At 42.3% G+C, this 14,695-nt stretch carries 13 protein-coding genes and 1 riboswitch; of the genes, 4 read left to right on the plus strand and 9 right to left on the minus strand.

Annotated features, from left to right (window positions below; all coding sequences use genetic code 11):
* Positions 1 to 49: 49 nt before the first annotated feature.
* The 4 genes from moaE to moaA form a co-directional block, all read right to left on the minus strand.
* Positions 50 to 505 carry a molybdopterin synthase catalytic subunit MoaE gene (gene moaE, locus OO184_RS18660; protein WP_265380465.1) on the minus strand — a complete coding sequence of 152 codons (456 nt, stop codon included), beginning with the start codon at positions 503 to 505 and terminating at the stop codon, positions 50 to 52.
* Between the two features lie 3 nt (positions 506 to 508).
* The gene (gene moaD / locus OO184_RS18665; RefSeq protein WP_265380466.1) at positions 509 to 754 is read right to left on the minus strand and encodes a molybdopterin synthase sulfur carrier subunit; all 246 of its coding nucleotides are present in this window, start codon (positions 752 to 754) and stop codon (positions 509 to 511) included.
* Positions 751 to 1,230, minus strand: a complete 480-nt coding sequence (gene moaC, locus OO184_RS18670) for a cyclic pyranopterin monophosphate synthase MoaC (protein WP_265380467.1) — start codon at positions 1,228 to 1,230, stop codon at positions 751 to 753. The genes moaD and moaC overlap by 4 nt, the downstream gene beginning before the upstream one ends.
* Positions 1,231 to 1,268: 38 nt before the next feature.
* Positions 1,269 to 2,252, minus strand: coding sequence for a GTP 3',8-cyclase MoaA (gene moaA / locus OO184_RS18675; protein ID WP_265380477.1), 984 nt, complete (start codon positions 2,250 to 2,252; stop codon positions 1,269 to 1,271).
* Positions 2,239 to 2,383: riboswitch (molybdenum cofactor riboswitch) on the minus strand. (Overlaps the previous gene by 14 nt.)
* Positions 2,384 to 2,637: 254 nt before the next feature.
* Here moaA and yvcK point away from each other — a divergent pair.
* The gene (gene yvcK / locus OO184_RS18680) at positions 2,638 to 3,546 is read left to right on the plus strand and encodes a uridine diphosphate-N-acetylglucosamine-binding protein YvcK (RefSeq protein ID WP_265380468.1); all 909 of its coding nucleotides are present in this window, start codon (positions 2,638 to 2,640) and stop codon (positions 3,544 to 3,546) included.
* Here yvcK and uvrB read toward each other — a convergent pair whose 3' ends face one another.
* Positions 3,547 to 5,556 carry an excinuclease ABC subunit UvrB gene (uvrB, locus tag OO184_RS18685; protein WP_265380469.1) on the minus strand — a complete coding sequence of 670 codons (2,010 nt, stop codon included), beginning with the start codon at positions 5,554 to 5,556 and terminating at the stop codon, positions 3,547 to 3,549.
* Between the two features lie 1,676 nt (positions 5,557 to 7,232).
* Between uvrB and OO184_RS18690 the strand changes: the two genes are divergently transcribed.
* Together OO184_RS18690 and OO184_RS18695 are read left to right on the plus strand one after the other, a co-directional pair.
* Complete coding sequence (locus OO184_RS18690; protein WP_265380470.1) at positions 7,233 to 7,847, plus strand: helix-turn-helix domain-containing protein; 615 nt, start codon at positions 7,233 to 7,235, stop codon at positions 7,845 to 7,847.
* A complete protein-coding gene (locus OO184_RS18695) occupies positions 7,848 to 8,741 on the plus strand; it encodes a queuosine precursor transporter (RefSeq protein WP_265380471.1) in 894 nt (297 codons plus the stop codon).
* A 203-nt stretch (positions 8,742 to 8,944) separates the two neighbouring features.
* Here the strand turns inward: OO184_RS18695 and bioD are convergent, their stop codons facing one another.
* Genes bioD through bioB form a run of 4 tightly spaced genes read right to left on the minus strand, consistent with a single transcriptional unit; the run spans position 8,945 to position 12,557 of the window.
* Complete coding sequence (bioD, locus tag OO184_RS18700; protein ID WP_265380472.1) at positions 8,945 to 9,625, minus strand: dethiobiotin synthase; 681 nt, start codon at positions 9,623 to 9,625, stop codon at positions 8,945 to 8,947.
* Positions 9,618 to 10,385: a malonyl-ACP O-methyltransferase BioC gene (gene bioC / locus OO184_RS18705; protein ID WP_265380473.1), complete on the minus strand. Its 768-nt coding sequence runs from the start codon at positions 10,383 to 10,385 to the stop codon at positions 9,618 to 9,620. Before bioC ends, bioD begins: the two co-directional genes overlap by 8 nt.
* Complete coding sequence (bioF, locus tag OO184_RS18710; RefSeq protein WP_265380474.1) at positions 10,369 to 11,520, minus strand: 8-amino-7-oxononanoate synthase; 1,152 nt, start codon at positions 11,518 to 11,520, stop codon at positions 10,369 to 10,371. The genes bioC and bioF overlap by 17 nt, the downstream gene beginning before the upstream one ends.
* The gene (gene bioB, locus OO184_RS18715) at positions 11,520 to 12,557 is read right to left on the minus strand and encodes a biotin synthase BioB (RefSeq protein ID WP_265380475.1); all 1,038 of its coding nucleotides are present in this window, start codon (positions 12,555 to 12,557) and stop codon (positions 11,520 to 11,522) included. Before bioB ends, bioF begins: the two co-directional genes overlap by 1 nt.
* Positions 12,558 to 12,650: 93 nt before the next feature.
* Between bioB and bioA the strand changes: the two genes are divergently transcribed.
* Positions 12,651 to 13,922 carry an adenosylmethionine--8-amino-7-oxononanoate transaminase gene (gene bioA / locus OO184_RS18720; protein ID WP_265380476.1) on the plus strand — a complete coding sequence of 424 codons (1,272 nt, stop codon included), beginning with the start codon at positions 12,651 to 12,653 and terminating at the stop codon, positions 13,920 to 13,922.
* The last annotated feature ends 773 nt before the right edge of the window (positions 13,923 to 14,695 follow it).

Here is a 14,695-nt window from a genome sequence, read left to right on the forward strand (position 1 = left end):
TTTTTACTCAATCCTTTTTCGAAGCGTTTCGCAGAATTTAGTAATACTTTCATGACCAACGTTTCGCAGCTTTCTGATCACTCTCTCGGGATTCAACCCAACGTTCACCATCAGGCAAAAACTCTTTTTTCCAGAAAGGCGCCTGCGTTTTCAAATAATCCATAATAAATTCAGCCGCTTCAAAAGCCATATGACGATGAGCGCCAGTTACACCGACAAACACAATCTGATCACCTGGAGAAAGCGTACCAACCCGATGAATAACACTGATTCTCTGCAACGGCCAGCGACTGCGTGCTTCGGTGACAATACGCTGTAACGTTTTTTCCGTCATTCCCGGATAATGTTCCAATCTCAGCGCTCCGACATCATCTCCCAAATTATGATTGCGAACTTTGCCAGTGAAAGTGACGATAGCACCATCTTCATCACATTGAGCAAGCCATTGATATTCATCCCCTACATCGAAATTTTCCGGCCCAACGAAAATGCGGGTGTTTTCCATTTATTATCCCCCAGTCACTGGCGGGAAGAAGGCCACTTCATCGCCATCCTGTAGAGGGTGCCCGCCATGAACAAGAGATTGGTTTACCGCTGACAACAATTTTCCATCTTCCAACGCCAAAGCCCAACGTTCTCCCTTTGATATTAACGCCTTTCTCAAACCATCAACGGTTGTGTAACGATTATCAAGATCCAGTGAATCAGTACCTACCAGCTCACGTACCTGAGCAAAAAACAGTACCTTAATCATTGCTCCACCTTAAAATAACCTAATTTTCCACCTATCTTCTCCAGCAAACGAACTGGCCCAATGACCATATCTTTCTGTACTGCTTTACACATATCATAAATGGTCAAAGCCGCGACTGACGCCGCTGTCAGTGCCTCCATTTCAACACCAGTTCTTCCGGTCAGGCGGCAACAAGATTCAATTCTCACCCGGTTATATTCTGTCTGCGCTTCCAACTGGATCTCCACTTTAGTTAGCTGTAATGGATGACAAAGCGGGATTAATTCCCATGTGCGCTTTGCTGCCTGAATACCCGCAATCCTCGCGGTTGCAAACACATCACCTTTATGATGGCTACCCTCAATAATCATTGCCAGTGTTTCCGGCTTCATTTCAACAAAAGCTTCTGCCCGAGCCTCGCGTGATGTTTCCGCTTTAGCGGAAACATCAACCATATGCGCTTCACCGGTAGAATTGATGTGAGTTAATTGAGACATTCTCAGCTCCTGAAAAAACAACAATACCTAGCGGTAAATTAACCGCCGATAACAGAAAGATTTGGGGTGATTCCGCTGTCACCTTGATGAAGAAAATGGGTTTCCCGTTTATGGCGCAATCCACCTTGAATACGCAATTTCAGATCATTGAGTTGCTCTTCATTTGCCAGCAAGTCACGCAGTGGTATCCCCTGTTCACCAAACAGGCATAAATGAAGATTACCTATTGAAGAAACACGTAACCGATTACAACTTCGACAAAAATCTTTCTCATAAGGCATAATCAGACCAATTTCTCCCTGATAATCAGGATGGTTAAACACCTGTGCCGGTCCATCACTACGTGAACGTTGAAGTAAGCGCCAACCATCAAGCAACAGACGTTCACGGATAGTTTCCCCCGAAATGTGGTATCGACGAAACATTTCGCCACCGTCACCGGTCTCCATTAATTCAATGAATCTTAATTGAATCGGACGATCCTTTATCCAGTGCAAGAAAGCCGGCAGGCGGATATCATTAACATTTTTCATCAACACCACGTTGACTTTCACTTTATTAAAACCCGCCGCAAACGCGGCATCAATACCGCCCATCACCTGAAAAAATTTGTCCTGTCCGGTAATTGCATGAAACTGGCGAGGATCAAGCGAGTCCATACTGACATTCACCGCAGTTAAACCTGCCTCTTTCCACTGAGCGACATCCCGTTCCATTCGATAACCGTTGGTAGTTACCGCCAGAGTTTTAATCAACTTATTCTCACGTATAACGGAAATAATATCGGTGAAATCACGGCGCATGGTCGGTTCGCCACCCGTCAAACGGATTTTCTCTGTACCCAGATCAGCAAACGCTCGGCCAACAAGACGAATTTCGGATAATGTCAAAAAGGAGTGATGCCCACGGGGTTTATAACCATCCGGCAAGCAATAAGTACACCGAAAATTACATACATCGGTAATGGATAGCCGTAAATAGTAAAATTTACGGGCAAAAGCGTCTATAAGTTGTTCCACAATAACACCTTTCCAAACACGGGAGACGCAGACATTTCTGCCTCACATCCTGGTGACCCAGTGGTCACGGCCAAAACATCATATCACTGTGTAGAAAGTGACTTAGATGCAGAGGCTAGGAGTTAAATTCCAACATCTATTATGAAAAACGACATTCCTAATACAAATTCTAGCGCTTAACAAAGAAAAATGCGAATACCTACTTTCGTTATATAATTGAATATACAATGATTTATCAAATGTTCAGAACAAATCGCAAACAACTTCTTATTGGCGAGCAATTAAAATATTGCGCCCAATCGTAACGCTTATCCGATTAATCGTGTTTTATAATAAATTACGCTAGAATTATTCGGTAAATATATGTTCAGTCAGCAACAGGAATTCTATGCGAAACCGCACATTAGCCGATTTAGATCGGGTAGTTGCCTTAGGCGGAGGTCATGGCCTTGGGCGTGTTATGTCCTCTCTTTCATCACTAGGTTCCCGCCTAACAGGCATTGTCACCACGACAGATAATGGCGGCTCAACCGGCAGAATTCGGCGCTCTGAAGGCGGTATTGCCTGGGGAGATACCCGCAATTGTTTAAATCAGCTTATTACCGAACCCAGTGTTGCGTCGGCAATGTTCGAATACCGTTTCGGCGGCAATGGAGAACTCGCAGGGCATAATCTGGGTAATCTGATGCTTAAGGCGTTGGATCATCTGAGTGTCAGACCCCTTGAGGCGATTAATTTAATCCGCAGTTTGCTGAAAGTTAATGCTCATCTTATTCCAATGTCTGAGCAGCCTGTTGACCTGATGGCGATAGATGATCAAGGCAACACCATTTATGGCGAAGTTAATGTTGATCAGTTGGATTGTATTCCTCAGGAGTTGATGCTTTATCCTCCCGCGACGGCAACAAAAGAAGCATTGGATGCCATCACTCAGGCAGATCTGATTATCATCGGCCCCGGCAGCTTCTTTACCAGTCTGATGCCATTGCTTTTACTTGAAGATCTCACCCAAGCGCTGCGCCGTAGCAACGCCAATATGATTTATATCGGTAATCTTGGCAAAGAATTAAGTGCCGCTGCCGCTAAACTGACACTGAAGGATAAGCTGGAAATAATGGAAAACAAAATTGGCAGCCGGATAATTGATGCGGTCATTGTTGGCCCTTGCACAGATATCAGCGAGCTTAACGACCGGATTATTACTCAACAAATACTCGAAGCACAGGATATTCCCTACCGCCACGACCGTGAATTACTGCATCAGGCGTTAGAGAATACCCTGCAAAACCTTGGTTAATTACGAATTGGCAATAAATTGCTCACGCAATGTCTGAACCTGATCCCGAACACTCGCCGCCTGTTCGAATTCAAGATCCTGCGCATGCTGGTACATTTTCGCTTCCAGCTCGCGGATTTTGCTTTCCAACTCTTTGGCAGACAGTTTGCTGAATGTTTCCGTTGTGGCAACTGCTTTACCTCTGCCCTTCCCTTTGCCACCCGTTGGCTGCCCGATTTGCAGAATATCACCAATCTTCTTATTCAGACCTTTTGGAACAATGCCGTGTTTTTCATTAAATACCTGCTGCTTAGCACGCCGACGTTCCGTTTCACCAATAGCTTTCGCCATTGAGTCAGTTATCTTATCGCCATAAAGGATCGCTTTACCATGCAGATTACGGGCAGCACGCCCAATCGTCTGAATTAATGAACGTTCAGACCGCAGGAAACCTTCTTTATCCGCATCAAGAATGGCTACCAGAGAAACTTCTGGCATATCCAGCCCTTCCCTCAGTAAATTGATGCCTACTAATACATCAAACTCACCTAAACGAAGATCCCGAATAATTTCCACACGTTCGACAGTATCGATATCCGAGTGCAAATAACGAACCCGTTCGCCATGTTCTTCCAAATACTCGGTTAAATCCTCCGCCATGCGCTTAGTCAACGTAGTAACCAACACCCGTTCATTTTTCACCGCCCGGATGCGGATTTCAGACAGTAAATCATCAACCTGTGTTGCGACAGGGCGCACTTCCACTTCCGGATCAAGCAAACCAGTAGGACGCACCACCTGTTCCACCACATCGCCACCGGATTTTTCCAATTCATATTTGCCCGGCGTAGCCGAAATATAAATTGTCTGTGGAGCCAGTGCCTCAAATTCTTCAAACCGAAGTGGACGATTATCCAACGCAGAAGGCATACGGAAACCATATTCCACCAACGTCTCTTTGCGGGAGCGATCCCCTCGGTACATTCCACCGATCTGCGGAATGGTAACGTGCGATTCATCCACTACCAACAAACCATCAGCCGGGAGATAATCAAACAGTGTCGGCGGCGGCTCCCCTTCAGCACGGCCAGAAAGGTAACGAGAATAGTTTTCAATACCAGAGCAATAACCCAATTCATTCATCATTTCCAAATCAAATTGAGTACGCTGCGTAATACGCTGCTCTTCCAGCAGTTTACTATTTGCCAGCAATACCTTACGCCGCTGCTCAAGCTCAATTTTAATCTCTTCCATTGCCTGAATAATACGCTCACGCGGAGTAACATAGTGAGTTTTCGGATAAACGGTGTATCGTGGGACATGATATTGAATCTGTCCTGTTAACGGATCAAACAGTGATAACCGTTCTACTTCATCATCAAAGAGTTCAACGCGCAGGGCATGCTCATCAGATTCAGCCGGAAAGATATCAATCACTTCACCGCGTACTCTAAACGTCCCCCGCTGAAATGCCTGATCATTACGGGTATATTGCAATTCAGCTAAACGCCGTAGGATGGAGCGTTGATCGATAATCATCCCGTTGGTCAGGTGAAGCATCATTTTTAGGTAACTATCGGGATCACCCAAACCATAAATAGCCGAGACAGACGCAACAACAATCACATCTCGCCGCTCCAGCAAAGCTTTAGTAGCAGACAAGCGCATTTGCTCAATGTGCTCGTTTACCGAAGCATCTTTTTCAATAAAAGTATCGGAGCTCGGCACATAGGCTTCAGGCTGGTAATAATCGTAGTAAGAAACAAAGTACTCAACGGCATTTTCTGGGAAGAAGTCCTTCATTTCACTGTAAAGTTGAGCCGCCAGTGTCTTGTTCGGAGCAAGTACCATCGTTGGTCGGTTTAAATTGGCTATCACATTAGCGATAGTGAATGTCTTACCCGACCCTGTAACCCCTAGCAAAGTCTGGTGGGCAAGCCCGTCTTCTAAGCCTTCCTGTAATTGACGGATAGCCTCTGGTTGATCACCACCCGGTTGGAAGTCAGAATGTAATTTGAACACCTTACTCATCGGTATCTCACTTTCCTAACATTAATTCACCTATAATACTGGATAAAAAACCAGCTTCAAGTTGGTTTTATAAAAATGGGCTCAAGTAGGTCACTTCTCTATCAATTAAGCATCCATTGATATCAAAATAAATGCCATTTTATCCCCAAAATTATCTTGATTTTTCCATTTTCTATATAATCGGCTGAAAGGTGACAACACGGAACATCGCCACCGGTCTGACATGGCTTGATTTTTACTATCTTATTGATATTTAAATAAATTAAAACAAAGACGAGAATAACATCAACCTTGACGCAAGCCGCGTATTTTCTTACGTTGCGTAACTTTTCTAAGTCTAATACACAAGGTTATCCACAGGAATAGTGGATAACTCTACAAACCCTATTAACTGTACGAGGTTGCAATATCATGCCACAAAATAGGTATCCTCTATCGATAAAAATTTTTACTATTTTTTTAACCTTTATTTCAGTTACTCACTTCAAAAAAATGAATAAATTTGCTGTAGAAGTAAGAATTTTCTCACTGAAATTAAACATCAATAAATTATATTCGTTCAATATTAACAGTATTAAAGGTAGATAATTATCGGTATTTTCTATATACTGAATGAAAAAAACTGCTTTTTCTGCGTCAAACAGCAGAAAACACACCGACATTAGATTAGAACTTTTATTCAATAAGAGATAACTGGTGAACAGTTTCCTGTATGAAATCTGTTACTCAAGAGGAGAGTCGTGTCTTACTTAAACGGAAATAGGATTCTCTGCTTCCTACGCTTTCAGCAATGGCAAATTTAATATCATCAACAGCGTTTTTTACTATTATTCCCACTAACAACGCCTATTCCCACGAACAACGCCGATAAACATTTACCAAAAAACAGCAACTGGCTTAATTGGTATGAACAAAACCCGATTTTTAATTAGGATATTAAGGTATATCCTTGATAAATTAATGAATTTGCATCAGCATATCCCCTATTTTACAAAATGAGCCCCATCACGAATACATAAAAAAATGATAGATACACAAATATCAAATCGACACTGCCCTTGTAAAACGTCCAATATTTTTCTGGCTATTTTCGATCGAAAAACTTACTTTGTATCTATCATTCATAATCTCAATCGATTGCTGTTCCAAAGCATCTTTATACTGCCATTTCCTGGTGCTTTAACTATGTTATTATTTTATTTATTTATTAATTTCAGTCCTAATGTTTATTTTACTTCCGCTGTTTTCTGGTGATTCCCTAGTGCTAAAAGAAATAACCCACTTTCAGACTCGACGGATAAAGTAGCTCTTTTCCCCGAGAGATTTATAATAATAATATTTTGTTTGATGCTATCTGATGACCCAAAAACACATCAACACAACTTAACATTATTATAATAAAATCCATAAAGTCAACATAAAAATAAACATAAAGTTCAGTTTTGTGTAAACTTTATAATGAATTTCACTTAATTCTATGATTTAACTTTCATTTTTAGAATATAAATGTAAATCCATGAGCATTTTCTGATATGGGATGTGCTAATATAAATAATCAGAAAAATAAGATATTAAAAATAAAATCAATAAATTATCACAATGAGTGGTTTTTTCACACTGGACAATATCATCAAGTAACATATAGTAATGCTGTTATCTTTATATAAAGGATTCTCATGAAAACGTCTAACGCACAGCGAAAAACGAATATCATTAAAAATATAGAATATTTGATACGTACCCGTGGAGAAACCAAGAGTTCTTTTTCCAATCGAACTGGATTAACCCGTACCACCATTTATAAAATCCTGGAAGGACAAGTCAATAACGTTCAACAATCTACTGTTCTTCGGATCTCCGATTTTTTCGGTGTTTCCTGTGAAGAAATAGAATATTATGATCTTGAACAATTAGAACGCCTCAATGAAACACTCTCAACCGAAGGCAATAAAAATCCTTCGGCTATCCCTATTGTTCCACAATCTGAATTCTTATCCGTTTCTGAGAAAAAAATAGGTCAGCTTGTTACCGAGTATCCACTTACCTATTTCTTTGGTGATGAATCAAACATGCTGGCGCTTAAAGTTGAATCGGCAATAGAAGATACATTCATTCCCGGCGAGGTGATCCTTATAAAACGTCCCCCCGCATTAGTCACCAATACGCCATTATTGTATTACGCTAAGGGAATTGGGTTCTTTATCCGGCAAGAAAAAAATGATGACTGTCTTGATAGGAAACCCTACAAAAATGCTCATTTCTTAGGCTACATCGTAGGAGAAAGACTATAAATGACAGCAAATCAGAAGTTTAAATTACTGGGATTCACAAGATACGGTAAATTATCGGCGAATGTCATGGTACTCGCGACCGGCAAGACCATTACTATGGGGTTAAAAGAGCTAGCTGACAGTGATATTTCAGAAGATCTGAGCAGGCATGAGCTCAGTACGATATATCGGAAATTATACAGCCACAGTAATATCGTCACAGCTTATGAACTTGGGGATCGTCATGAACGTTCATGGCAAGCCTATTTACTAATTAGCATTGCGCTCAGTGTTATCTATATTTTCTCTACCATATGTGGTGTGAAGCCCATTCATATCCCGATCCTTGATATCGTCACGCCCCCTGGCGTTTTTATTTACCCTATTACCTTCTTGCTGGTCGATATTCTCAACGAATTCTATGGATTACGTCTGGCAAGAAGAACGATTATTATCTCTTTTGCAGCGAACTTATTATTTGTTCTCGGGCTTTGGGGAACCGCACTGATGCCAGGTGTGCCTGGATGGGAGTTTGGTGCAACTTATAATGGAATAGTGAATAGTATCGTATCTGTATTACTGGCATCATCTCTTGCTTATTTTATCTCTGAAAATATAAACTCATATCTCCTTTGCAAAATAAAATCTCTCACCAATTCAAAATATCTTTTCCTGCGAGTAATCACCAGTACTGTTATCGCCTCAGCATTTGATAGTATAATATTCTGCTCAGTTGCTTTCTATGGCGTTCTCAGTATAGATATTATAAAAGAAATGATTATCGCCCAGTTCCTCATTAAAGTGGCTTATTCTATTCTGGGTGTAGGCCCTATTTATCTGGTAAGAAAGATATTCAGGAATTATATAAACCGACCAACAGATGCTCCAGTCAATAAAAAACTCGCTGAAGTATAAATAGAGATTTAGTTTTGTCAGAGTATATAAAACTTATTGAAAAATATCATTTTTATGCCGGAACATCATTCCGGCATATTGTTCTAAAATAGCTCACAATGAATAATCAACAGTAAAATCAATATATTCATTACCAAAGATATAAATACTGTAATTATCCATCACAACACTAAAATAACACTCAACCAGATTAAATTAATAATTCAATTAGTCAGTAATTTTAAATCTATATATTCCCCTAGAGGATTAAAATATTCTGGCGTTAAATGAGGAATCGTACCCAATAAAGGCGCGGGTAACATACGTTTTAATGTCGCCAAATATTCTTGTTGGCGTTTGCCTGCGGGTTCAATCTCATTAGCTATCCAGCCTGCAAAATGTAACCCTGAACCTATAATAGCCTCTACGGTAAGGATCGCGTGATTAATACAGCCCAGTTTCACCCCCACGGTCAAAATAACCGGCAATTGCTCTTTAACCACCCAGTCAGCAAAAGTCGCCGATGGCGATAAAGGGGTATACCAACCACCAGCGCCCTCAACTAAAACCCAGTCCGCTTTCTTTTCTAACTGGCGCAGCCCCGTAGACATAACAGCAAAATCAATAGGCTGATTCAGATCATCACTGGCAATATGGGGGGATGTTGCTTCAACAAATACTAACGGATTCACTTCTTCATATTGCAAAGGCACAGAACTATTTGCCAGCAATGCCAGCGCATCGGAATTACGAATACCTGCCGACGTTATTTCACTACCGGAAGCGACGGGTTTATAACCTGCTGTTTTATATCCTGCTTTAGTTGCCGCTTGTAATAAAGCACAACTTACAACTGTTTTACCCACTTCGGTATCTGTACCCGTCAAAAACCAGCGCTTAGTCACGATAAATCACTCCAAAGACAACCTGATAGCTAAGAGGTAAATGTTTATTTTCTCGTGGATAAGCCTGCTCTAAAGCAGTCAACCGTCCACGTGTCATCAGCCCTTGCTGTCGCCCATAATGAAGGTGAGTCGCGCCAATCCCTTTCAGCGAACCCAATAGCGGCAATATATGAGAATATTGCTGACGATAAACCTGACTAATAAGACAATGCCGGAATCCCCGACAAGCATCTTTAATCGTCTGCTGTGGCAGGAAGTGATTAATATGTTGGTAGTTATCAACCGCACTCCAAGCTTGCTTCAATTCATGTAATGAACCTTTAGCCAAAGTGGAAAACAGAATCAATCCACCAGGACGGGTTACCCGATAAAGCTCTCTTAAAGCGCTGGATAAATTATCGCACCACTGAACAACCAGATTACTGAAACAGATATCAACACTGCTGTCAGCAAGCCCTAAATGTTCAATATCCCCTTGCAGATAATAATCAGCCGCCAACCGTCTACGGGCATGGGCCAACATACCCGATGCTAAATCCAAGGCAATAACCTGCTTCCCTTGTTGCCGCCAGCGGTGACTAAAAAAACCCGTGCCACAGCCGGCATCCAATACTAATTCGCCAGGATGCTCACCAACTTGTTGCATAAGGAATTCACCGGTTTGTTGCTGTAATTTCGCCACCACATCATAATTGGCGGCCGCTCGCCCAAACGCTCCAGCAATCGCCTGTTTATTGACAAATTCAGCTACGGAACCCATGCAATGCCTCCATCAACATATCAATATCCTGTGGTATATGGTTGGCCGTCAAAGTAATACGTAATCTGGCGCTGCCCGGCGGCACTGTTGGCGGGCGAATAGCTTTAACCCAAATCCCTTTTTGTTGCAGATACTGAGATAAGGAGACACTCAGCTCATTATCACCCACAACCAATGGCTGGATCGCAGTGGTTGAATCTGTCAGATTGAACGGCAGTTTCTGTGCCTGCCGACGGAAATAATCAATATTCTGCTGTAATTGCTGACGCAATTCATCACCAGCTTGTATCTGCCGAACCGCTTCAGAAATAGCCTGCGCTTGTGCCGGAGGCATAGCAGTACTGTAGATAAGATGGCGTGAGTATTGAATCAAATATTCTGTTGTCTGTTCATCACAAAGCACCGCGGCGCCACTCAACCCAAATGCTTTGCCAAAAGTGACAATCAAGACTTCTGGTTTGACATTCTGCTGCCAACAACTTCCCCTGCCCTGTTCACCACAGATACCAATACCATGAGCATCATCTACCATTAACCAGTTGCCAGAAATTCTGGTTTGCTGATAAATATCGGCTAGCGGTGCGCAATCACCATCCATACTGAACACACCTTCGGTCACCACTAGCGTCTTTCCAATACAAGGCTTTGCCAATAAATCTGCAAGTGATGCAGGTTGGTTATGAAGAAAACGCCGTAATTGAGCGGGGGAATGTATGGCGGCTTCCATTAATGAGGCATGACTCAGGCGATCGGCAATAATTCGATCCTGTTTCGTCATTAACGCGGCAATAACTCCCTGATTAGCAGAATATCCAGAAATAAACAGCAATGCCTTTGGATAACCTAACCAGTCAGCCAATTGTTGTTCCAATAGCTGATGGGCTTTTGTATAACCGATAACATGGCCTGAACCACCACTGCCAACACCATATTGTTCCGCTCCCCGCTGCCATGCGGAAATGACTGCGGGATTTGAACTCAGCCCAAGGTAATCATTACTGGAAAAATTAAGATATTTGCCATCATTGGTATACAGGAAACGCCCATCCGATTTCTGATTAACCTGCCGCTGACGCCATAGCGAAGTGTCCCGACGCTCAGATAATTGCCGGGAAAGATAAGATGACCAGCCCATTATAATGCCGCATTATAAAATTGTTCGTTGTCCGCATTGATAATGGCTTCTGCCAAATACTGCTGTTGCTGATTATCACCAAATGCCGTCTGAGTCTGCTGAGGATTAATGCCTAACTTGCGGAACAGTTGTAAATCTTTATCTTCCGCCGGGTTAGGCGTAGTGAGCAACTTACAGCCATAGAAAATAGAATTGGCGCCAGCCATAAAACACATTGCCTGTGTCTGCTCATTCATCTGTTCACGACCTGCGGATAACCGGACATGAGAAGACGGCATCATGATCCTGGCAACCGCAATCGTGCGGATAAAATCGAAAGCGTCTACATCTTCGTTGTCAGCCAGTGGCGTACCTTTGACTTTAACCAACATGTTGATGGGCACACTCTCCGGCGGTTTTGGCAGATTTGCCAGTTGTACCAATAACGCGGCCCGATCACGGATCGCTTCACCTAAACCGACAATACCACCAGAACACACTTTTATACCCGCCTCTCGTACCTTATCAAGGGTATCCAATCTGTCCTGATAGGTCCGGGTCGTAATGATGTTGCCATAAAATTCCGGCGAGGTATCAAGGTTGTGGTTATAGTAATCTAATCCTGCATCCGCCAGCCGCTGCGCTTGTGAACCATTGAGCATGCCCAGTGTCATGCAGGTTTCCATTCCCAGTGCTTTGACCTCCTTAACCATTTTCTCCAGATAAGGCATATCCCTCTCATGGGGATTTTTCCACGCGGCACCCATACAAAAACGTGTTGAACCCGCATTTTTAGCCTTACGAGCAGAATCAATTACTTGTTCCACTTCCATCAACAGCTCTTTTTCAAGACCTGTTTTGTAACGGGAACTTTGCGGGCAATATTTACAATCTTCCGGACAAGCCCCGGTTTTGATGGAAAGTAGTGTACTGACCTGTACTTGCTGTGGGTCAAAGTACATACGATGAACCTGTTGTGCTTGAAATAATAATTCGAAAAAAGGCTTATCAAACAGCTCTTGCGCCTGCTTAATTGTCCATTGCTTACGCTCAATCACAATAACATCTCCAGTGTGAAAAAAGTCTAGCCAGTTTAAATAATGCCGTTATACTGTCAACCAATTTCAAATAAATAAGTTTACATCAGCCTTATGACCTCTTCCGATATTGAATTTGATCTGCACCACATCTGGCATCCTTATACCTCTATGACCAAACCTCTCCCGGTCTATCCGGTTGTTGGCGCTTCTGGTGTAGAACTAGAGTTGGCTGATGGTCGTAAGTTGGTGGATGGCATGTCTTCCTGGTGGGCTGCCATTCATGGATATAACCATCCGGTACTGAACCAAGCTGCTAAAATTCAGATTGATCAGATGTCCCATGTCATGTTTGGTGGAATTACCCATCCACCCGCAATCGCACTTTGCAGACAATTAGCGGCAATCTCCCCATCATCACTGGAATGTGTCTTTCTGGCGGATTCAGGCTCTGTTGCGGTGGAAGTGGCTCTAAAAATGGCATTGCAATACTGGCAAGCAAAAGGTGAGAAACGTCAGCGTATTTTGACATTACGCCACGGTTATCATGGCGACACATTCGGTGCTATGTCTGTCTGTGATCCCGACAATTCAATGCATAATCTCTACAAAGGCTATCTGCCATCCCATCTGTTTGCCGAATCGCCTCAGTGCGGATTTAATTCTCAATGGGACGAGCGAGATATCATGCCATTTCGTACTCTGCTGGAGCAGCATTCCTGTGATATTGCCGCGGTGATCCTTGAGCCTATCGTACAAGGTGCTGGAGGAATGCGAATTTATCATCCTGAATATCTGCGTCAGGTCAGAATGCTGTGTGATCAGCATCAAATTCTATTAATTGCAGATGAAATTGCTACCGGTTTTGGTCGCACAGGAAAATTGTTTGCTTGTGAACATGCTGCAATTGAGCCAGATATTTTATGTGTAGGAAAAGCGCTGACAGGCGGCTATATGACACTATCAGCAACACTGACAACCCGTAAGGTAGCCGAAACGATTAGCAATGGTGAAGCAGGCTGTTTTATGCATGGCCCAACATTTATGGGCAATCCATTAGCTTGTGCCGTAGCAGAAGCCAATTTGAAATTGTTATTACAAAGCCCTTGGCAACAACGTGTTAAATCAATTGAAAATCAATTAAATACTGAGTTGATGCCACTAAAATATCATGCAAAAGTGGCCGATGTTCGGGTATTAGGTGCAATTGGCGTCGTGGAGATGAAACAGCCTGTGAATATGACGGTGCTACAACACCATTTTGTTTCTCAAGGTGTTTGGATAAGACCATTTGGCAAGCTGATTTATTTGATGCCGCCTTATATTATTCAACCGGAGCAACTTTCACTCCTGACAAAGGCTATCTCTGGTGCAATTAATTTGTAATTTTTTATTATTGAAGAAATTTTTCTGAATTTATTGCGAACAATTAGTAAAGCTGAATTTCAACTCGATCAAAAAAGGCCCCCAATCGGGTAATGCCCGTCAGTTAAGCAACTGACGGGCATTATCCCCAGATATTTTCTCTTTTGAAGAAGATAGCATAGACAGCTTAAATAAAATTCAGGTTAATTAACCTGAGCTTTACTTAAATCGGATTTTTAATTAACGCCGCTGATTTAAAAAATATTTCGTGATAAATATCACATTTATTAACACTAATAAATATTCATCACACAAACAGACGGGACAACATGAATTTTTTATTATATGTTCTTGATTGGATATTAAACAAATAAAACTACTTATCAGTTCAGTTATCTTAACAACAATAGAATATCCCCGATGTTGCCTGTTCAATACAGGTTATCAATAAGACTATCAGCAACAGACTGCTAGCACTCTCATAGTTCGATGTGCTTTACCCGAGGCTTTTTAACCCTTGGATGATTTATTTATCACTACGCGCCGCAATTAACGCTGTCGGACAACTGTGCCGTACGTTGTAAACCCTCAGAAATGATAAAGGAAGCGTGATGTCATTCCAAAAAAAACCATTCAAACGATTTAGCACCGAACAAATCTCTGGCCGCCTGAATATTCAAAGCGCCGACGGGCTAACATGTAACATGCCCCCAACCCAAACAGATACTCACCATGATGACCTCATTTCATCCCTATCTGAGTGATGAACCATAATGGCCGGGAGGGGTCATGAG

It is taken from the genome of Photorhabdus aballayi (genome assembly GCF_026153155.1).
Classification (GTDB): domain Bacteria; phylum Pseudomonadota; class Gammaproteobacteria; order Enterobacterales; family Enterobacteriaceae; genus Photorhabdus; species Photorhabdus luminescens.

Bases quoted from the DNA above. Each gene is read 5' to 3' on its own strand.
- bioF (WP_265380474.1), bottom strand. From the start codon at position 11,520: ATGGGCTGGTCATCTTATCTTTCCCGGCAATTATCTGAGCGTCGGGAC.
- bioA (WP_265380476.1), top strand. From the start codon at position 12,651: ATGACCTCTTCCGATATTGAATTTGATCTGCACCACATCTGGCATCCT.
- bioC (WP_265380473.1), bottom strand. From the start codon at position 10,385: ATGGGTTCCGTAGCTGAATTTGTCAATAAACAGGCGATTGCTGGAGCG.
- OO184_RS18690 (WP_265380470.1), top strand. From the start codon at position 7,233: ATGAAAACGTCTAACGCACAGCGAAAAACGAATATCATTAAAAATATA.
- moaD (WP_265380466.1), bottom strand. From the start codon at position 754: ATGATTAAGGTACTGTTTTTTGCTCAGGTACGTGAGCTGGTAGGTACT.
- moaE (WP_265380465.1), bottom strand. From the start codon at position 505: ATGGAAAACACCCGCATTTTCGTTGGGCCGGAAAATTTCGATGTAGGG.
- yvcK (WP_265380468.1), top strand. From the start codon at position 2,638: ATGCGAAACCGCACATTAGCCGATTTAGATCGGGTAGTTGCCTTAGGC.
- OO184_RS18695 (WP_265380471.1), top strand. From the start codon at position 7,848: ATGACAGCAAATCAGAAGTTTAAATTACTGGGATTCACAAGATACGGT.
- moaC (WP_265380467.1), bottom strand. From the start codon at position 1,230: ATGTCTCAATTAACTCACATCAATTCTACCGGTGAAGCGCATATGGTT.
- uvrB (WP_265380469.1), bottom strand. From the start codon at position 5,556: ATGAGTAAGGTGTTCAAATTACATTCTGACTTCCAACCGGGTGGTGAT.